The organism is Methylorubrum subtropicum (assembly GCF_038442325.1).
Classification (GTDB): Bacteria; Pseudomonadota; Alphaproteobacteria; order Rhizobiales; family Beijerinckiaceae; genus Methylobacterium; species Methylobacterium subtropicum.
In genome coordinates this window covers 48042-66832 of record NZ_JBBXMW010000015.1, presented here as the reverse complement: position 1 = coordinate 66832, position 18791 = coordinate 48042, and the positions used below count along the sequence as shown (strand labels likewise).

Here is an 18791-nt window from a genome sequence, read left to right as displayed (position 1 = left end):
CTCAGGATGAGGGGTTAGGCTGGGATGACCCGAAAGAACCCCCTCTCAGAGCTTGCGGCCAATCTCCAGAAATTTCTGCGCCCGCCGGTCGCGAATCTCGTCGCGGCTCAAACCGTCGAACTCGGCCAGCGCCTTGGCCAGGGCATCCCCGGTGACGGTCAGCGCCGCCTCGCGGTCGCGATGCGCCCCGCCGGTCGTCTCGGAAATGATGCCGTCGATGATGCCGAGCCGCAGCAGATCCTGCGCCGTGATCTTCATGGCGGTGGCGGCCTCGTGCGCGCGGCCCTGGTCGCGCCACAGGATCGAGGCGGCGCCTTCCGGCGAGATCACGCTGTAGATCGCGTGTTCCAGCATCAAGACCTTGTTGGCGGTCGCGATGGCGATGGCCCCGCCGGAGCCGCCCTCGCCGATGACGACTGCGACGTTCGGCACGCCGAGCGCGAGGCAGGCTTCCGTCGAGCGGGCGATGGCCTCGGCCTGTCCGCGCTCCTCCGCCTCGATGCCGGGGAAGGCGCCCGCCGTATCGACGAAGGCCAGCACGGGCAGGCCGAAGCGGTCGGCGGTCTCCATCAGGCGCACCGCCTTGCGGTAGCCCTCGGGCCGGGCCATGCCGAAGTTGTGGCGCAGGCGCGCCTCCGTGGTCGCGCCCTTCTCCTGGCCGAGCACCAGCACCGGCCGGCCGCGGAAGCGCCCGAACCCGCCGATGATCGCCTCGTCCTCGCCGAAGCTGCGGTCGCCGGCCAGCGGCGTGAATTCCTCGATCAGCCCGGCGCAGTAATCGACGAAGTGCGGCCGCTGCGGATGGCGGGCGACCTGCGTCTTCTGCCAAGGGGTGAGCCCGGCATAGAGATCGGACAGCGCCTGCGCCGCCTTGGCCTCCAGCCGCCCGACCTCCTCGTGGATCGACACGGCGCCGTCGCGCTGGCCGAGCGCCCGGAGTTCTTCGAGCTTGGCTTCGAGTTCCGCGACGGGCTTTTCGAAGTCGAGATAGGAGCGCGTCGCCGCCATCGAATGTCGGTCCAGTCCAATTCGGGTCCGCAGGCCCCCCGGCGCGGTGGGGCGTGATGTCGGGAAAGCGGGCGCGGGTGTCAACCGTGGGGGGCCGATGGGCTGCCATCGCCGCCGTCCGAACCACCCGCAGCACCCGTCATTCCGGGGCGCCGAAGGCGAACCCGAAATCCACGACTGGCCGCGACGGTGCAGCTTCAGCTGGGTGTCCCGCATCACGGGTGGATTCCGCGTTCCGCTGACGCGGCCCCGGAATGACGGGGGAGAGCGTGTGTAAGTCGACTTCACCTCCGCCTTCGGGCATGTCCATCCCCGACTGCCCGCGCGGCGTGCAACGGAGAGACGTTTCCATGAGCCTCACAGGGAAAACCGCCGTCGTCACCGGCTCCACCAGCGGCATCGGGCTGGCCATCGCCCGCGGCTTTGCTGGTGAGGGCGCCAACGTCGTCCTCAACGGCTTCGGCAAACCGGAGGACATCGAGGCGGCCCGCACCAAGATCGAATCCGAGTTCGGCGTGAAGGCGGCCTACTCGCCCGCCGACCTGACCAAGCCCGCCGAGATCGGCGGCCTGATCGACCTCGCGGTGGAGTCGTTCGGCGGCGTCGACATCCTCGTCAACAACGCGGGCGTGCAGTTCGTCTCGCCGATCGAGGACTTTCCGCTGGAGAAGTGGGACCAGATCATCGCGCTCAACCTGTCCTCGGCGTTCCACACGATGCGGGCGGCGATTCCCCACATGAAGGCCAAGGGCTGGGGCCGGGTCATCAACACGGCCTCGGCGCATTCGCTGGTCGCCTCGCCCTACAAGTCGGCCTACGTCGCGGCCAAGCACGGCATCGCGGGGCTGACCAAGTCGGCGGCGCTCGAACTCGCCACCTTCGGCATCACGGTCAACTGCATCTCGCCGGGCTACGTCTGGACGCCGCTGGTCGAGAGCCAGATCCCCGACACGATGAAGGCCCGCGGCCTCACCAAGGAGCAGGTGATCGAGGACGTGCTCCTGAAGGCGCAGCCGACCAAGGAGTTCGTCACCGTCGATCAGGTCGCCGCGCTCGCGGTGTTCCTGTGCGGCGAGGGCGCCGCTCAGATCACCGGGGCGAACCTCGCGATGGATGGCGGCTGGACGGCGCAGTAAGCCGCCCGCTTTTCTCGCCTCTCCCACCCAACCCCCTCATCCTGAGGTGCTCCGCGAAGCGGAGCACCTCAGGATGAGGGGGTTGGGTGGGAGAGAGGCCGGTCGTGCCGGCCCCTTTTCCGCGCCTTCAGCGGCGCGAATTGTTCACCAGCAGCGAGAGGCCGTAGCCCACGGCCCCCGCGATCAGCAGGGCCAGGAACGGGTTCTCGCCGACCTGGCTCTGCACCCGCTCGCGCCCGTCGCGCAGATAGGTGCCGCTGTGGCGCGAAACCCGGTCGTAGGCGTCGCTGGCATAGCCGCCGAGGTCGTCGGCGACATCCCGCACGGTGTCCTTGGCCTGCCCGTAGAGGCGCTGGGCCGTCCCCTCGGCCTCGCGGTAGCGGCCCTCCAGCGAATCCCGGTCCGAGCCGACGGCGTCGCCGACTGCGCCCTGCGCCCGCCCGCCGAGATCCTTGGCGGCGCCGACGATGCGATCCGTGTCTACCATGGTGGAACTCCCTGTTCGTCTCGGTTCCGTCGCGCGGGGCGACGGTCCGGTTTCGGAAGGGAGAACGTCCGGGGCCGAGATCGGTCCCGCGATGCGGCGCAAAAAGCGGTGCCGGCTTGACGCGGAGCCCGCCCGAGCCGACCTCAGCGCCACATCCCACGAGGGTCATCTCATGTCCGACATCGATCCCACCACCCAGACCGAACTGGAGGCGGCCGTCTTCCGCCGGCTCGTCGCGCATCTGCGCAACCGCTCCGACGTGCAGAACATCGACATGATGAATCTGGCGGGCTTCTGCCGGAACTGTCTGTCGAACTGGCTCAAGGACGCTGCCGACGAGCGCGGCCTCAGCCTGACCAAGGACCAGAGCCGCGAGCACGTCTACGGCATGCCCTACGACGAGTGGAAGCGGACGCACCAGACCGAGGCGAGCCCCGACCAGCAGGCGCGGTTCGAGGCGCAGGCCAAGGGGCATTGACGACCGGGTCGCGCCCGATCGGAAGTAGGCATTCTCCTCCCCCGTGTGGGGAGGGGAATCGCAGACGAGCGGTCGGCCTGCCGCGCTTCGGGGCCCGATCGCTTCTGGGCCGAGCCTTGAGGGCGTAGCTCTCCGATCTGCCCATCCGTAGGAAGATGAACCGGGCCTCGCGGAGCAAAGACGATCCCGTCGCCACCTCTGCTCATGCGCGACGGCCCGGCCCGCAAGGGGGAGAGGAAAGAAGCCACCGCACCGCCCCCTCCGCATCCTCCACCGATGCCACCTCCGGCAGCACCGGCGGCTGCGCGATGACGACCGGCAGCCCCAGCCGGCGCGCCGCCTCGATCTTCGGATAGGTCGCCGCCCCGCCCGAATTCTTCGTCACGAGAACGGTGATGCCGGCCTCGCGCATCAGCCGCATCTCGTCCGCCAGGGTGAACGGCCCGCGGGCGCGCAGCTCGGTGAGCCGCAGGCCCGGCAGCGCGTCGCCGACGGGCTCGATGGTGCGCACGAGATAGGCGTGCTGCGGCGCCGCGGTAAAGACGGACAGCTCCTGTCGCCCGATCGTGAGGAACACCGTTTGCGGGGCCTCACCCAGGGCCGGCACGCAGGCGGCCACGCTCTCCGTTTCGATCCATTCGTCCCCCGCCTGCCGCGCCCAGCACGGGCGGCGGATCGCCAGCAGCGGCACGCCGACCGCGCGGCAGGCGGACGCCGCGTTGGCCGAGATGCGGGCGGCGAAGGGATGGGTCGCGTCGATCACCGCGGTGACGCCCTGCTCCGCGATCGACCGCGCCAGCCCCTTCGCCCCGCCGAAGCCGCCGATGCGGGTCGGCACCGGCTCGGGCCGCGGCGCGGCGGTGCGCCCGGCGAGCGACAGCGTCACGTCGAAATCCGGGCGTCCGGCCAACCGCCGGACCAGCGCGCTCGCCTCGGTGGTGCCCCCCAGGATCAGAATTTTCGGAGGACGGGGCGCCGCATCGCCCGTCCGCCCCTGGCCCGCCGCGTTCGTCATTCGTACTATCGTCCCGAAGCCTCCGGCTGGAGGCGGAGGTCTTTAGACAATCGTCTTGGATATGAAATCCAGGACGATTGTCTAAGTTGCTATGCCGCATCGGCTTTCTCCGACAAGCCGGTGTCCACCTTTCGGGCCGATGCTCAAGTGTCCCCCTTCTGCCGCGATTGCCTGACGACGCAAAGCGAGGGCGCCCGGCGCTGCCGCGCCTGCGGCTCGCCGCGGCTGCTCGACCATCCGGCCCGCGACCGGCTCACCATCGCCCATGTCGATTGCGATGCGTTCTACGCCGCGGTCGAGAAGCGCGACGATCCCGGGTTGCGCGACCGGCCGCTGATCGTCGGCGGGGGCAAGCGCGGCGTGGTGGCGACCGCCTGCTACCTCGCGCGCATCTCCGGCGTGCGCTCGGCTATGCCGATGTTCGAGGCGCTGAAGCGCTGCCCGGAGGCGGTCGTCGTCCGGCCCGACATGGAAAAGTACTCGCGCGTCGGCCGCGAGGTCCGCGCGATGATGCTGGCGCTGACGCCGCTGGTCGAGCCGGTCTCGATCGACGAGGCCTTCCTCGATCTGTCGGGCACCGAGCGCCTGCACGGCGCGAGCCCCGCGCTGACGCTCGCTCGCTTCGCGGCGCGGGTCGAGGCGGAGGTCGGCATCACCGTGTCGGTGGGGCTCTCCGCCAACAAGTTCCTGGCCAAGATCGCCTCCGACCTCGACAAGCCGCGCGGCTTCTCGATCATCGCCGGGGAGGACGCCGCGGACTTCCTCAAGGATCGCCCGGTCGGCATCCTGCCCGGCATCGGCGAGAGCGCGCGGGCGCGGCTCGCCGGCCTCAACGTCACCCGCGTCGGCGACCTGACGCGGGTCGGCGCCGAGCGGCTGCACGCCGCGATCGGCCGCGACGCGCTGCGTCTGATCGCGCTGGCCGACGGGCGCGACGCGCGCCCCGTGCGCCCGACCCGCGAGGCCAAGAGCGTCTCGGCCGAGACGACGTTTGCCGCCGACATCGCCCGCTTCGAGGAGCTGCGCCCGATCCTGTGGCGGCTGTGCGAGCGGGTCTCGGCCCGGCTGAAGCGTTCGGAACTCGCCGCCGGCAGCGTCACCCTGAAGCTGAAGGACGCGCGCTTTCGCCTGCGCACCCGCACCCGCGGCGGCCTGCCGCCGACGCAGCTCGCCGAGAGCCTGTTTCGCGCAGGCGAACCGATGCTGCGCGCGGCCTGCGACGGCACCGCGTTTCGCCTGATCGGCATCGGCGGCGGCGACCTCTGCCCCGGACTCCACGCCGACCGGGGCGATCTGGCCGATCAGGGCATCGAGCGGCTGGCCCGCCGCGAGGCCGCCCTCGACCGGGTGCGGGAAAAGTTCGGCGCGGGCGCGATCCAGCGCGGGCTGGTGTTTTCGGGGGATGGCGAGCGGCGGGGTTAACCGCGCGTCGCCTCACGCCGTCATTGCGAGGCGGAGCCGAAGCAATCCAGGGCGCGAGGTCTCTCGATGAGGCGCGGCGATCATTGAAGCGTCGGCCGCGTCGCGACCCTTTCGGGGCCTGCAGAGCGCTGGATTGCTTCGGCTTCGCCTCGCAATGACGGGTTTGGGGCGGAGCGCGCGGCGATCACCGGGGACCGGCGATCACCGAAAGAACCTCAGCGCCGGCACTCCGCCTCGCCCTTGCTCTTGTCCTTCGGCAGGTCGAGCTGGGTGAGGTTCCCCGCGATGGCGAAGTCGCCGTAATCGAGGTTGAGGCGGCCGCTGACGCCGTTCTCGTAGAGATCGAAGGTGAGCGTGTAGATCGGCGTGCGCTCGCCCTCGCCGGCGGTGAAGTAGCTCAGCGTCACCGGCCAGCGGCGCATGCCGGCGAGTTCGCCTTCGTGGAGCGGCTTGTCGCGCTCGGAATCGGCGGCGGGCGCCGCGCTCGCCCGGCCGATGACGGCGAGCGTGTCGTAGACCTTGCGGCCGTCGTCCGAGCCGTCGAACACTTTTGCCGACACCGTGGTCTCGCCGGCCTTGGCCGCCTTGAGCAGGCGGATCATGTGGCGGACCGGGAACATCACCTCGCCCGCCGTCTGGAACTCGGCGCGCTTGGGCTCCTTCAGCTTCACGGTCAGCGCCTGGGGGCCGGCCTCGGCGGTGCCGTCGACGGGGGGCGAGGGCGCGTTGTTCATGAGCGTGGCGGTGCGGAAGCGGAAGGTGGCGCCGTCGCCGCCCTCGAAGGTGGTGTTGCGCAGGTCCGAGGTGCGGTTGCCGGATTCGGACGAGTCGAGCTGCGTCACCTGCCGGGTCTGCATGGTGAAGCCGCGGCAGCCGTCGCCCGAGAAGTCGATGACGATGCGCCCGCGCACGCCCTCCACCGCCCGCGTGCCCTCGGACTTGGCCAGCGACAGATCGTAGACCGCCCGGTGGTTGGTGAGCCGGATCGGCGCCTCGTCCGGCATCGGCGCGGCCGGGCCTGCCGCCGAGGCGCCGCCCGCGGCGAGAAGCAGGAGGGTCGTTGCGAGGCGCAGACGCATGCGGACTCCGAGGACGAAGGGGCCGCGCGCGCGACCCGGTGCCCGACAGATAGTCGAAGCGCCCCATCAGTCCAATGCCGGGAGAACAGTGAGGCCGCCTGGCCACAGGGCGCGCCTGAAGCGCCGGTCCGGGTGGGAATTCTTGGGCGTCGTCCACGGGTTCGGGCGCGGCCGGTGGGGACGTTGCGCGAACCGCCGAACGCCATCGCACCGGGGCGGGGCGCCCCGGCGAGGGGTGAGCGAAGCGTCACCGGAATCGCTAAAATTATCGAGATTTCGTAACGGCTTGGCCGAACATTGAACCACCCGCCCCTCCCCCTGCCGGCCGGGCCGGCGATTGCCGGGGGAAACCGCGGCCTAGCCCGCCGCGACCCTTGCTCCGCGGCCGAGCTGTCCTGTAGTCTCCCCGGACTGCCGAGGGGGTCTTCGGCAATTTGTTAACCGATCCGTGCAGGGCCGCCCCGGCGGTCCGCACGCGGCGGCTTTGCGCCATGGGCCGTGCCTGCGGCGACTTCGAGATTTTTCGGCCGCTCAGGCCGGAGCGCGGTGGAGGGGGCAATGACGGAAGCGGTCCCGAGCTGGACGGACGAGCGCGTGGAGCTGCTGCGTCGCCTGTGGGACGAAGGGCTCAGCGCCAGCCAGATCGCGCTGCAGCTCGGCGGCGTCTCCCGCAACGCGGTGATCGGCAAGGTCCACCGCCTCGGGCTCGCCGGCCGGGTGAAGGCGATCGGCCCCGTCGTCGACGGCCACGCGCCGCAGGACGAAGGGGTGGTCGAGGCCGCCGGGATCGTCGAGGAGCCGACCCTCCCGGAGCCGCCCGCGATCGTCGCCCACCGCCCGGCGCCGGACTTCCCGCTGGAGCCGGTGCGGGCCGCAGCGCAAGCCCCGGCCGCCGCCCAGCCGGTGGCGCTCGCCGTGTCGGAGCGCGTCACCATCATGGACCTGCGGGAATCGATGTGCCGCTGGCCGATGGGCGACCCGACCAAGCCCGACTTCCGCTTCTGCGGCGGTCGCGCCATCACCGGCCTGCCCTACTGCACCCAGCACGCCCAGATCGCCTACCAGCCGGCCGCCGAGCGCAAGCGCGACCGCCGCGTCGCCGGGATGCGGTAGGCCCTCATTCCTCGGGCTTCGGGCCGACCGCCGCCACCAGCGCGGCGGCAAGTTCCTGAATCTTGACCCGCGCGCTGCGCTCGATCTCCTCGCGCGTCAGCTTCTCCGTCGGCACGACCACGACGCCGCTGATGCGTCCGTGCTCGGACAGCAGCGTGAAGTTGAACCGCCCGGAGCGGCTGCGGCGGACGACGTAGTGCGGACTCGGCACGCGCAAAAATCCTCCGCGGTGCCGGGTGCGCCGCGGGGTCGTTTACGGGGGGGGCGGCGGAGAAGTTTCGCGGGACGTGCGGATTCTTAGCGCGCCCGGATTGTGGAAGAGCCCGTTCGATCGGCTCATCCCACCCCACCCCCTCACGAGCGCCAGCGCAGCTCCTGCCGGGTCAGCGGGTTGTCGAAGGCCCTGCCCTCGCGGGCGGCTTCCAGCGCCTCGCGCTTCAGGCGGAAATACCATTGCGAGGGCAGGTCGCCCTGGCCGAGCAGGACCATGGTCGGCTTGCGGTCGAGGCCGGCCTGGGCGTGCTGCAGCACCTGCTGGTCCTGGCCGAGGAACTGGCGCATCAGCGGGCGAGCCAGCGGCTTCAAGAGGTTGAGGGCCGGCATGCTCCAGTAGAGCGCGTTGGTCAGCATCGTGCGGTTGGCCGAGAGCGGCGTCGCGAAGGTGTAGTTCGCCACCCGCTTGTCGCCGGCCGCGATCCGCTCCAGCCGCACGCCGGGCAGGCGGAACTCGATCTCGACCTCGGGCACGCCGCCGAGCAGGCGATAGACCGGCGAGCTTTTCGTCGTCGCGTGGCTGGTCATGACGAAGCCGTGCGGCACCGGCTGGAAGGTTTTGACCTTCTCCCGCAGCTCCTTCGAAGGGCGAAACCACCACGAATCGTGGACGAAGGCGACGTGGCCGGGATCGACGAGGCTCAGCGTCGTCAGGTCGAACGAGGCCTCGACCTCCAGCTCCACCACGAGGCTGCCCGCCGCCTTGAAACCGAGTTCGGGCACGGCCGGCACGGCGGCCGGGTCGGAGGGGCCGAGATGCGGATTGACCCAGAGGAAGCCCGCGCTCTCGCGGATCGGAAACCGCTGGACCGCGATGCGCGAGAAGTCGGAGGCGTCGTGCGAAGATAAGGTCGGCACGTCGCGGCAGCGCCCGTCGGTGGAAAAGCGCCAGCCGTGGAACGGGCACATCAGGGTGTCGCCGTCGAACTTGCCCCTGGAGAGCGCCATGCCGCGATGGGGGCAGCGGTCGCGCAGCGCAAACAAGGCGCCGTCACGTCCCCGACCGAGCACCACCTGCTCGCCGTTGAGCGCCACCGCCCGCATCTTGCCGCCCGCGATGCTGGCGGCTTGCCCCACGCAGTACCACGCGTTGGACAGCGGCTCGCGCATCGCCTTCGGATCGAGGCTGTCGTCGGAGGCGCGCGGGGCGGCGGCGGATGACATGCTTTGAAGAGCTGACCGGTTTCGGACGGGCGCCCTGTTTAGGCGCTCCCGCCCCCGCGTACCAGCGGCCCGAAAAGACCGGTTTTTGCACCGCGGCGAGACAACGCAGCGGACAACGTCCCTTGGGGCTTTCGCCTCCCAAAGAACGTCCCTACCTTGTGGCTCCCAGCAACGAACGAAAGGAGGTGATCCAGTGTCTCATTGTCATCAGCCGTCGCCGACGACCACGACCTGGACCGTTACCTCCCTCGTCTGCGCCTGACGCATTCGCGGGATCACGACAGGTTTCGTCGGGCCGACCGGTTCGACAATGGAAGGGCCGCTCCCCCACCGGGGAGCGGCCCTTCGCTTTTGTTCGGGGATGAGGCGGCTCAGCGCTGGCCGATCTGGAACAGCGGCGAGGCCAGGGCCTCGCAGCGGGCGCGCCACAGGTCGCGCTCGGCCCGCAGGTCTTCCATCTTGCCGACCTCTTCGGCGATGTGGGCGCGCAGCTCGCGCAGCTCGGCGGCGAGCAGGATCTGAAGCTCGTCGCGGCGCTCGGCCTCCAGGCGCAGCTTGGCCTTGAGCATCATGTTCTCGGCCATGATCTCGGCGAGTTCGTCGTCGGCCTCCTCGCCGGCCTTGGCGACGTTGACGAGGCGGGGGGCCCAGCCGTTGCGGCTGTCCTGAAGGGTGGCGCGGCTGTCCTCGACGGCGGTCTCGACCTCGGCGACGGGCTCCGGCGCGACGGGGGCGGCCTCGACGATGCGCGGGCGCAGCACCGGCTCGGCGGCGGGCTCGGCCGGACGGGTCTCGGTCACGGCGCGCATGGCGGCGAGCCAGTCGCGCAGCGGCGCAGCGGTGCCGGGTCCGCGGATGGCGGATTCGTGGGACGCAGTCTGTCGCGCGGGTTCCGACATCGGGTCAGTCCTCAGGGCACCTCCTTGCGGTGCATGGAAGTGTTTACGTCCGTTATGCTTAATGATCGGTAAAGGTTGTGCCTCGGCGGACCGCCCGCCGCCGGGACATCGCGGGCGCCGCCGGGATTGACTTGAGGGGCCATCGCGCCTATCCGCCCGAACTCCATTTCGACGCTTCGACGTCCCGATGAGCCGCCGACCGGTCCGAGAGGCCGGAGGTCAACGTCCGACAGCGCGTCCGCGCCCTCGGGCGCACTCGTCGTTGCCGAAAAAGCGCGAAGGCCGAACACCGAGCCCGCTCATGGCGCCCGCCCACGACCCGACTTTGCGCATCGAGGATGCCGTCAACGATCTCTGCCCGTGGTCGGGCAAGCCGATCGTGGCCGAGGCGCTGACGCTGTACAACGGCGCCGTCGTCGGCTTCTGCAACACGGAGTGCCGGGACAAGTTCGCCCGCGCGGTCGCGTCGTTCGAGGACGCGCTGCGCGCCCGCCGCGTGGCCAATGCCGGCCTCCACCAGTAGCACGGGCTGATCGCGACGCATGTTCGAAGGCCTTTCCGACCGCCTTTCCGGCATCCTCTCCGGGCTGACGCGCCGCGGCGCGCTGACCGAGGCCGACGTCACCGCCGCGATGCGCGAGGTGCGCCGCGCGCTTCTGGAAGCCGACGTGGCGCTCGAAGTCGTGCGCGACTTCACCGACAAGGTGCGCGAGAAGGCGGTCGGCGCCGTCGTGCTCAAGTCGGTGACGCCCGGCCAGATGGTGGTGAAGATCGTCAACGACGAGCTCATCACCATGCTCGGCACGGATGCCGGCATCATCGACCTCAACGCCCCCGCCCCCGTCGCCATCCTGATGGTGGGTCTCCAGGGCTCGGGTAAGACCACCACCACCGCCAAGATCGCCCGCAGGCTCAACCAACGCGACAAGCGCCGGGTGCTGCTGGCCTCGCTCGACACGCGCCGCCCGGCGGCGATGGAGCAGCTGGCGGTGCTCGCCAAGCAGGTCGAGGTCGAGAGCCTGCCGATCGTCGCCGGCCAGTCGGCGGTGCAGATCGCCCGGCGCGCCATGGAAGCCGCGCGTCTGGGCGGCTTCGACGTGGTGATGCTCGACACCGCCGGCCGCACCACGGTCGACGAGGGCCTGATGAACGAGGCCGCCGAGGTGAAGGCGGCGACGAACCCGCACGAGACCCTGCTGGTGGCCGACGCGCTCACCGGCCAGGACGCGGTGAACACCGCCCGCGCCTTCGACACGCGGCTCGGCGTCACCGGCATCGTGCTGACCCGCATGGACGGCGATTCACGCGGCGGAGCGGCGCTCTCCATGCGCGCCGTCACGGGCAAGCCGATCAAGCTCGTCGGCGTCGGCGAGAAGGTCGACGCGCTGGAGGAATTCCACCCGCAGCGCGTCGCCAACCGCATCCTCGGCATGGGCGACATCGTCTCGCTCGTCGAGAAGGCGGCCGAGACCATCGATCAGGAGCAGGCCCTCCGCACCGCCGAGAAGATGCGGAAGGGCAAGTTCGACCTCGAAGACCTGTCGATGCAGCTCGCACAGATGGAGAAGATGGGCGGCATCGGCGGCCTGATGGGCATGCTGCCCGGCATGGGCCAGATCAAGAAGCAGGTCGAGGGCGCCAACCTCGACGAGAAGATGTTCAAGCGCCAGCGCGCCATCATCTCCTCGATGACCGCGCAGGAGCGCAAGAACCCCGACATCCTGAAGAATTCCCGCAAGAAGCGCATCGCGGCGGGTGCCGGCGTCAAGGTCGAGGAGATCAACAAGCTCCTCAAGATGCACCGGACCATGGCCGACATGATGAAGGCGATGGGATCGGGCAAGCGCGGCGGCATCGGCGCGGCGCTCGGCAACATGTTCGGGCTCGGCGGCGGGATGCCCGGAGGCATGGGCCTGCCGCCGGGCATGCCCGAGCCGACGCCGGAGCAGATCGCGCAGATCGAGAAGCAGTTCGGCGGCAAGCTGCCGCCGATGCCTCCGGGAATGGGTGGACCTATGGGGGGCGGCAAGATGCCGGGCCTGCCGGGGCTCGGCGGTCCCAAGCTGCCGGGTCTCGGCGGCTTCCTGCCGGGCAAGAAGAAATGACGCTTCTGTCCGGCCAGGGGGTCGATCCCGAACTCGCGCGCCTGCGCGACAGCATCGACAACTTCGATGCCGCGCTGATCCATCTGCTCGCCGAGCGCTTCCGCTGCACGCAGCGGGTCGGCGAGCTGAAGGCCCGCAAGGGCCTGCCTCCCTCCGATCCGGACCGGGAGGCGCGTCAGGTCAAGCGCCTGAGGAATCTCGCGGTCGAGGCCAAGCTCGACCCCGATTTCGCCGAGAAGTTCCTGGCTTTCGTAGTCAAGGAAGTCATCCGGCACCACCAGACGATCGCCCAAAGCGTCGATCAGACCAAAGACACCGAAAGGAACGACTGATGTCCCTCAAGATCCGCCTCACCCGCGGCGGCGCCAAGAAGCGCCCCTACTACCGCATCGTCGTCGCCGACGCCCGCGCCCCGCGCGACGGCCGCTTCATCGACAAGGTCGGCGCCTACGACCCGATGAAGGCCAAGGACGATCCGGCCCGCATCGTGCTCGACAACGAGAAGATCCAGTCCTGGCTCGCCAAGGGCGCGCAGCCGACCGACCGCGTCCTGCGCTTCCTCGACGCCGCCGGCCTCGCCAAGCGCCCGGCCCGCAACAACCCGCAGAAGGCCGAGCCCGGCGAGAAGTCCAAGGAGCGCGCCGCCAAGCGCGCCGAGAAGGCCGCCGCCCCGGCCGAGGACGCCGCGGCGTAAGCTGCTCTCTCTCTCCCCTCCCCCTTGCGGGGAGGGGTCAGGGGTGGGGGTCGGGCAGGAGGCACCGCTTACGCCTCCTCCTGAACCACCCCCACCCTCGGTCCCTCCCCGCAAGGGGAGGGAAGACCGTTCCGCACTCGAGGCACCCCCGCATGGCCCGCCGTCCCGGCTCCTCCTCCCGCGGACCCGCGCGGCCCGAGCCGTTGGGGCCGACCGCCGTGACCTCGGCTCGCAAAGCCGCTCCCAAGTCCGCTATCAAGCCGGCCCCGCCCGCCTCGCCCGATCCCGATCTCGTCCTGCTCGGCGAATTCGGCCGTCCGCACGGCCTGCACGGCGAGGTGCGCCTTAAATCCTATACCGGCGACCCCACGGCCATCGCGGATTACGGCCCCCTGCGCCTGCCCGATGGCCGCACGGTCGAACTGGAAGACGCCCGGCAAGCGCCCGGCGGCTCGCCCGACCTGCTGATCGTGCGGGTGAAGGGCGTGAGCGACCGCAACGCCGTCGAGGCCCTCAACCGCCTCACCCTCGCGGTCACCCGCGACCGCCTCGGCGAGGCGGCGGAGGAGGACGAGTTCTTCCTCGCCGACCTGATCGGGCTCACCGTCGAGGACGCCAGCGGCACCGCCATCGGCACCGTCGTCGCCGTGCCGAATTACGGCGGCGGCGACCTGTTGGAGATCCGCCCCGCGGCCGGCGGTCCGACCGCGCTCCTGCCCTTCACCAAGGCCTTCGTCCCGACCCTCGACATCGCGGGCGGCAGCATCGTCGCCGACCCGCCGGACGACCTGTTCGCCCCGCCGGGGCCGAAGCCCGCCGACGATCCGGGCTGATCAGCGCCCGCGCGTCGCCTCGTCCCGGCACGGCCGGATGCTCGCGGGATCGGGCCGTCGGTCCGGGGCCGGGGCCTCGAACACTGCGAGGTAGCCGACGCCGCCTTTCAGCATCGTCATCGACAGCTCGCGATACCCCACCGCCGCCAACTCGCAGCGAAGCAGCTTCGGCGGCGTGCCGTGGCGCGAGGGGATCGCGTCGGCATCGACGATCCCGACCCTGCCGCCGGGCTTCATCATCGCGGCGAGGTTCCACAGCAGGCCGAAGGGCTGGTCGATCTCGTGGTACATGTGGACCAGCACCGCGGCATCGAGCGAGGCCGGCGGCAGGCGCGGATCGTGCGACTCGCCCCGCACCACGGTGACGTTGGTGAGCCCCTTCGCGGCCACCCGTTTTTCCAGTTCGGCGAGGTAATCCGGCGTGATGTCCTGCGCGAGGATGCGCCCCTGCGGCCCGACGCGCGGGCTCAGCCGCATCACGTAATAGCCGTTGCCCGCGCCGATATCGCCGACCGTCTGCCCCGGCCCGATCCGCATCAGCCGGGCCACCTGCCCGACCTCGTCGGCCCGGTCGCGCTCCGCCTCGCTCGCCCATTGCGCGGCGACGATCTCGGCCACCGGCCGATCCGGCTTCGGGAATTTTTCCGCATCTGCACCGGGGGGCGCGAGCGGCTCGGCGGCCGTGGCCGGCAGGGTGAGCAGCAGGAGGGCGAGGAGCGAGCGGATCATCCGTGGACAACCCGCGGTGCCCCGGATCGTGCCGCCCCGCGACAGAGCGCGACGGAGCCGGAAGCAGCGGCTCGACCGGCCCCTCCAACCCAACCCCCTCATCCTGAGGTGCGCAGCCGAAGGCGGAGCCTCGAAGGAGGGCTCCAGCCAGCCGCGCGATCCCTGGAGCCCTCCTTCGAGGCCCACTGACGTGGGCACCTCAGGATGAGGGGGTTGGGTGGGATCGGCCCATTGAACGGCGATCCCGGCCCCCACGATTGACCGCGCCGCCCGCCCCCGCCATCAAGCGGCATGAGCGACGGCACTGACACCGGCATGATGCCCCCCTGGCGGGCGACCGTGCTAACCCTCTATCCTGAGATGTTCCCCGGCCCGCTCGGGCTGTCGCTGTCGGGCGATGCGCTCGCGCGCGGCGCCTGGAGCCTGGAGGCGAGGAACATCCGCGAGCACGGCCTCGGCCGCCACCGCAACGTCGACGACACGCCCGCGGGCGGCGGGGCCGGGATGGTGCTGCGCTGCGACGTGCTGGGGAGCGCCATCGATGCCGCCGCCCCGGCGGACGATTCCCGCCCCCGCTTGCTGATGTCCCCGCGCGGAAAACCGCTGAGCCAAGCGCGGGTGCGGGCGCTCGCCGAGGGGCCCGGCGCCGTCATCGTCTGCGGCCGGTTCGAGGGCGTGGACGAGCGGGTGATCGAGGGGCGCGGCCTCGAAGAGGTGTCGATAGGCGATTACGTGCTGTCCGGCGGCGAGATCGCCGCGCTGGTGCTCATCGACGCCTGCGTGCGCCTGCTGCCCGGCGTGATGGGCAAGCACGAATCGGGTGTCGAGGAGAGCTTCGAGGACGGCCTGCTCGAATACCCGCACTACACCCGGCCCCGCGATTGGGAGGGTCGGGCGATCCCCGACGTGCTGATGGGCGGCAACCACGGGCAAATCGCCCGTTGGCGGGCCGAGCGCAGCCGCGCGCTGACCCGGACGCGCCGGCCCGACCTGTTGCGCGACGGGAACGGCTAGAAGATTAATCTCTTGAGAACATCTTGTCGGAACTGTCACACGACCTGTCACCGCCGCAACACGGCGGGTAAAATCTGACAAACACCGCTTGCGCCGCGGCCCGTAATCCGTCATTCCCAGCGGCGGGACACCTCCCCCCAACGGGAGGCGCTCATCTGGAAGGATGGATGACATGACGGCTCAAAAGCCCGCCGCGCGTCCGCGCGTGCCTTACTTCTCGTCCGGCCCCACGACCAAGCGTCCCGGCTGGACCCTCGATGCCCTCTCCGGCGCGGCGCTCGGCCGCTCGCACCGCTCGGCCGCCGGCAAGGCGAAGCTGGCGGAAGCCATCGAGTTGACCCGCACGGTGCTGCAGGTTCCAGCCGATTACCGCATCGGCATCGTCCCCGGCTCCGACACCGGTGCCGTCGAGATGGCGATGTGGTCGATGCTCGGCCCCAAGCCCGTCGAGGTCATGGCCTGGGATTCCTTCGGCGCCGAGTGGGTTACCGACGCGCTGAAAGAACTCAAGATCGATCCGATCGTCCGCACCACCGAGCACGGCATCCTGCCCGCGCTCGACGCGATCGACACCAAGAACAACGACGTCGTCTTCACGTGGAACGGCACCACCGCTGGCGTGAAGATCCCGCACAGCGACTGGATCGCCGACGACCGCGACGGCGTCACCATCTGCGACGCGACCTCGGCCGCCTTCGCGATGCCGCTGCCGTGGGACAAGCTCGATGTCGTCACCTATTCCTGGCAGAAGGTGATGGGCGGCGAGGCCGCGCACGGCATGCTGATCCTCTCGCCGCGCGCCGTCGCGCGCCTGGAGAGCCACAAGCCGGCCTGGCCGATCCCCAAGGTGTTCCGCCTGACCAAGGGCGGGAAGCTGATCGAGGGCATCTTCAAGGGCGAGACCATCAACACGCCCTCCATGCTGGCGGTCGAGGACTACATCGACACGCTGAAATGGGGTCAATCGATCGGCGGCCTGTCGGCTCTGCATGCGCGGGCGAACGCCAACGCCAAGGTCGTGCACGACTGGGTGGCCCGCACGCCCTGGATCGGCCATCTCGCCGTCGATCCGGCGACCTACTCGAACACGGGCGTCTGCCTCGTGATCACCGACCCGGACGTGCTCGCCAAGGGCGACGCGGTGGTCAAGAAGGTCGCCGCCGGCATCGTTTCGCGGCTGGAGAAGGAAAGCGTGGCCTTCGACTTCGGCGCCTACCGCGACGCCCCGGCGGGCCTGCGCATCTGGTGCGGCGCCACCGTCGAGGCGTCCGACATCGAGGCGCTGACGCCGTGGCTCGACTGGGCCTTCGCCCAGGAGAAGGCGGCTCTGGCCGCCGCCGCGGCCTGAAGCTCTAGGCACCACGATTCCAACGCGAACCCCTCTCCCCTCCGCGGGAGAGGGTGGCCCCCGAAGGGGGTCGGGTGAGGGGAACCACGCTTCCGCTTGGCCGCGCTCGACGCGCTTTCTCCGGAAACGTCGCCCCCTCTCCCGCCCTGCATCCGCAGGGCACCCTCCCCCACCCAAGTCGGGCCTGCCCGACTTGGGCAAGCGGTTGCGGATCTCGGGCAAGCCCGAGATCCGTTGGGGGGAGGGGCGAACCCGCTCGCCCCTTCCCATTCGCGTGCCCACGAAACGCTCGGCCGTATTTGACCAGTAGCCGGCCAGGGAAAGAATCGTTTCGCGAGGCACCGCAAGAGCCGGAGGCTCCCATGCCCGCTCCCAAAGTCCTCATCTCCGACGCCCTCTCCGACGCCGCCGTCCAGATCTTTCGGGATCGCGGCATCGAGGTCGACTTCCAGCCCAACCTCGGCAAGGACAAGGAGGCGCTGGCCCGCGTCATCGACCGGTACAACGGCCTCGCCATCCGCTCCGCCACCAAGGTGACGGGCAAGCTCCTGGCGCAGGCCTCCAACCTCAAGGTGATCGGCCGCGCCGGCATCGGCGTCGACAACGTCGACGTGCCCGCCGCCACCGCCAAGGGCGTGATCGTGATGAACACGCCGTTCGGCAACTCGATCACGACGGCCGAGCACGCCGTCGCGATGATGTTCGCGCTCGCCCGCCAGATCCCGCAGGCCGACGCCTCCACGCAGGCCGGCAAGTGGGAGAAGAACCGCTTCATGGGCGTGGAGCTGACGGGCAAGACGCTCGGCGTGATCGGCTGCGGCAACATCGGCGCCATCGTCGCCGAGCGGGCCATCGGCCTGAAGCTGAAGGTGGTCGCCTACGATCCCTTCCTGTCGCCCGAGCGCGCGCTGGAACTCGGCGTCGAGAAGGTCGAACTCGATGGGCTGCTGGCGCGCGCCGACGTCATCACGCTCCACGTGCCGATGACGGACCGCACCCGCAACATCCTCTCGGCCGAGAACCTCGCCAAGACCAAGCCCGGCGTGCGCATCGTCAACTGCGCCCGCGGCGGCCTCGTCGATGAGGGGGCGCTCCGCGCGCTGCTCGATTCCGGCCATGTCGCGGGGGCGGCCTTCGACGTGTTCGTTACCGAGCCCGCCACCGAGAACCCGCTGTTCGGCCACCCCAACGTGGTCTGCACGCCCCATCTCGGCGCCTCGACCTCGGAGGCGCAGGAGAACGTCGCGCTGCAGGTCGCCGAGCAGATGGCCGACTACCTCGTGAGTGGCGCCATCACCAACGCGATCAACTTCCCGTCGATCTCGGCGGAAGAGGCGCCCCGCCTCAAGCCGTTCGTGGCGCTCTGCGAGAAGCTCGGCTCGTTCCTCGGCCAGCTCACCGAGGCGCCGATCAAGGGCATCCGCATCACCTACGAGGGAGCGGTCGCCGGGATGAACACCCGCGCGCTGACCTCGGCGGCGGTGACCGGCGTGCTCCGGCCGATCCTGCAGGACGTCAACATGGTCTCGGCGCCGGTGATCGCGAAGGAGCGCGGGATCGTGGTGGACGAGATCAAGCGCGAGGGCGGGGCCAGCGACTACGAATCGGTGGTGCGCATCACGGTCGACGCCGAGGACATGCCGCGGGATGCCGCCGGCACCGTGTTCCACGACGGCAAGCCGCGCGTCATCGAGATCCGCGGCATCGACATCGACGCGGCGTTCGCCCCGCACATGCTCTACGTGCGCAACTTCGACAAGCCGGGCTTCATCGGCCGGCTCGGCACGGTGCTCGGCGAGGCGGGGGTGAACATCGGCACGTTCAACCTCGGCCGCGAGGAGGAAGGCGGCAACGCCATCGCCTTCGTGGCGGTGGACGCCCCGGTCTCCGCGCAGGTGCTGGAGGCCATCGCCGCGATCCCGCAGGTGAAGCGTGTCCGCCCCGTCCACTTCTGAGCCGCCCGCCGACGACGCGGAGGTTTCCGCGTCGTCCCC

Annotated in this window: 20 protein-coding genes; 12 read left to right on the top strand and 8 right to left on the bottom strand. The window is 70.3% G+C overall.

The annotated features are described in order from the left end of the window. Window positions 1-45 precede the first annotated feature (45 nt). Window positions 46-1008 carry an acetyl-CoA carboxylase carboxyltransferase subunit alpha gene (locus AAHG03_RS19520; protein ID WP_342152560.1) on the bottom strand — a complete coding sequence of 321 codons (963 nt, stop codon included), beginning with the start codon at window positions 1006-1008 and terminating at the stop codon, window positions 46-48. 350 nt (window positions 1009-1358) lie between these two features. Here AAHG03_RS19520 and AAHG03_RS19515 point away from each other — a divergent pair, with 350 nt between their 5' ends. Further along, on the top strand, window positions 1359-2144 hold the full coding sequence (locus AAHG03_RS19515; RefSeq protein WP_342152559.1) for a 3-hydroxybutyrate dehydrogenase: 786 nt from the start codon (window positions 1359-1361) through the stop codon (window positions 2142-2144). Between the two features lie 127 nt (window positions 2145-2271). Here the strand turns inward: AAHG03_RS19515 and AAHG03_RS19510 are convergent, their stop codons facing one another. Continuing rightward, window positions 2272-2631, bottom strand: a complete 360-nt coding sequence (locus tag AAHG03_RS19510; protein WP_342152558.1) for a CsbD family protein — start codon at window positions 2629-2631, stop codon at window positions 2272-2274. A gap of 172 nt (window positions 2632-2803) precedes the next feature. On the opposite strand from AAHG03_RS19510, the gene AAHG03_RS19505 reads away from it, so the two are divergent. Continuing rightward, window positions 2804-3109, top strand: a complete 306-nt coding sequence (locus AAHG03_RS19505) for a DUF1244 domain-containing protein (protein WP_342152557.1) — start codon at window positions 2804-2806, stop codon at window positions 3107-3109. Window positions 3110-3311: 202 nt separating this feature from the next. Here the strand turns inward: AAHG03_RS19505 and AAHG03_RS19500 are convergent, their stop codons facing one another. Continuing rightward, window positions 3312-4124: a cobalt-precorrin-6A reductase gene (locus AAHG03_RS19500; RefSeq protein ID WP_342152556.1), complete on the bottom strand. Its 813-nt coding sequence runs from the start codon at window positions 4122-4124 to the stop codon at window positions 3312-3314. Between the two features lie 147 nt (window positions 4125-4271). On the opposite strand from AAHG03_RS19500, the gene AAHG03_RS19495 reads away from it, so the two are divergent. Continuing rightward, a complete protein-coding gene (locus AAHG03_RS19495) occupies window positions 4272-5546 on the top strand; it encodes a DNA polymerase IV (RefSeq protein ID WP_342152555.1) in 1275 nt (424 codons plus the stop codon). Window positions 5547-5761: 215 nt separating this feature from the next. Here AAHG03_RS19495 and AAHG03_RS19490 read toward each other — a convergent pair whose 3' ends face one another. Continuing rightward, the gene (locus AAHG03_RS19490; protein WP_342152554.1) at window positions 5762-6625 is read right to left on the bottom strand and encodes a cell envelope integrity EipB family protein; all 864 of its coding nucleotides are present in this window, start codon (window positions 6623-6625) and stop codon (window positions 5762-5764) included. Between the two features lie 558 nt (window positions 6626-7183). Between AAHG03_RS19490 and AAHG03_RS19485 the strand changes: the two genes are divergently transcribed. Continuing rightward, window positions 7184-7738: a GcrA family cell cycle regulator gene (locus AAHG03_RS19485; RefSeq protein ID WP_342152553.1), complete on the top strand. Its 555-nt coding sequence runs from the start codon at window positions 7184-7186 to the stop codon at window positions 7736-7738. 4 nt (window positions 7739-7742) lie between these two features. Here AAHG03_RS19485 and AAHG03_RS19480 read toward each other — a convergent pair whose 3' ends face one another. From AAHG03_RS19480 to AAHG03_RS19470, 3 genes are all read right to left on the bottom strand, one after another. Next, a complete protein-coding gene (locus tag AAHG03_RS19480) occupies window positions 7743-7949 on the bottom strand; it encodes a hypothetical protein (RefSeq protein WP_342152552.1) in 207 nt (68 codons plus the stop codon). A 143-nt stretch (window positions 7950-8092) separates the two neighbouring features. After that, the gene (locus AAHG03_RS19475) at window positions 8093-9175 is read right to left on the bottom strand and encodes an aromatic ring-hydroxylating dioxygenase subunit alpha (protein ID WP_342152551.1); all 1083 of its coding nucleotides are present in this window, start codon (window positions 9173-9175) and stop codon (window positions 8093-8095) included. A gap of 371 nt (window positions 9176-9546) precedes the next feature. Further along, window positions 9547-10074 carry a hypothetical protein gene (locus AAHG03_RS19470; protein ID WP_342152550.1) on the bottom strand — a complete coding sequence of 176 codons (528 nt, stop codon included), beginning with the start codon at window positions 10072-10074 and terminating at the stop codon, window positions 9547-9549. A gap of 301 nt (window positions 10075-10375) precedes the next feature. On the opposite strand from AAHG03_RS19470, the gene AAHG03_RS19465 reads away from it, so the two are divergent. The 5 genes from AAHG03_RS19465 (at window position 10376) to rimM (ending at window position 13706) form a co-directional block, all read left to right on the top strand. Beyond that, the gene (locus AAHG03_RS19465) at window positions 10376-10597 is read left to right on the top strand and encodes a glutathione S-transferase (protein WP_342152549.1); all 222 of its coding nucleotides are present in this window, start codon (window positions 10376-10378) and stop codon (window positions 10595-10597) included. Window positions 10598-10616: 19 nt separating this feature from the next. After that, window positions 10617-12179, top strand: coding sequence for a signal recognition particle protein (gene ffh / locus AAHG03_RS19460; protein ID WP_342152548.1), 1563 nt, complete (start codon window positions 10617-10619; stop codon window positions 12177-12179). After that, window positions 12176-12511 (top strand): chorismate mutase, encoded by a 336-nt coding sequence (locus AAHG03_RS19455; protein ID WP_342152547.1) that lies wholly within the window; start codon window positions 12176-12178, stop codon window positions 12509-12511. The genes ffh and AAHG03_RS19455 overlap by 4 nt, the downstream gene beginning before the upstream one ends. After that, window positions 12511-12873: a 30S ribosomal protein S16 gene (rpsP, locus tag AAHG03_RS19450; protein ID WP_012452566.1), complete on the top strand. Its 363-nt coding sequence runs from the start codon at window positions 12511-12513 to the stop codon at window positions 12871-12873. Before AAHG03_RS19455 ends, rpsP begins: the two co-directional genes overlap by 1 nt. A 152-nt stretch (window positions 12874-13025) precedes the next feature. Continuing rightward, on the top strand, window positions 13026-13706 hold the full coding sequence (rimM, locus tag AAHG03_RS19445) for a ribosome maturation factor RimM (RefSeq protein ID WP_342152544.1): 681 nt from the start codon (window positions 13026-13028) through the stop codon (window positions 13704-13706). Here the strand turns inward: rimM and AAHG03_RS19440 are convergent, their stop codons facing one another. Further along, window positions 13707-14435: a class I SAM-dependent methyltransferase gene (locus AAHG03_RS19440; RefSeq protein ID WP_342152543.1), complete on the bottom strand. Its 729-nt coding sequence runs from the start codon at window positions 14433-14435 to the stop codon at window positions 13707-13709. Between the two features lie 291 nt (window positions 14436-14726). Between AAHG03_RS19440 and trmD the strand changes: the two genes are divergently transcribed. The 3 genes from trmD to serA all read left to right on the top strand — a co-directional run bounded on the left by trmD (window position 14727) and on the right by serA (window position 18752). Further along, window positions 14727-15449 (top strand): tRNA (guanosine(37)-N1)-methyltransferase TrmD, encoded by a 723-nt coding sequence (gene trmD / locus AAHG03_RS19435; RefSeq protein WP_342152541.1) that lies wholly within the window; start codon window positions 14727-14729, stop codon window positions 15447-15449. A gap of 172 nt (window positions 15450-15621) precedes the next feature. After that, a complete protein-coding gene (locus AAHG03_RS19430; protein ID WP_342152539.1) occupies window positions 15622-16797 on the top strand; it encodes a phosphoserine transaminase in 1176 nt (391 codons plus the stop codon). Between the two features lie 362 nt (window positions 16798-17159). Further along, window positions 17160-18752 carry a phosphoglycerate dehydrogenase gene (serA, locus tag AAHG03_RS19425; RefSeq protein ID WP_342152537.1) on the top strand — a complete coding sequence of 531 codons (1593 nt, stop codon included), beginning with the start codon at window positions 17160-17162 and terminating at the stop codon, window positions 18750-18752. Window positions 18753-18791 lie beyond the last annotated feature (39 nt).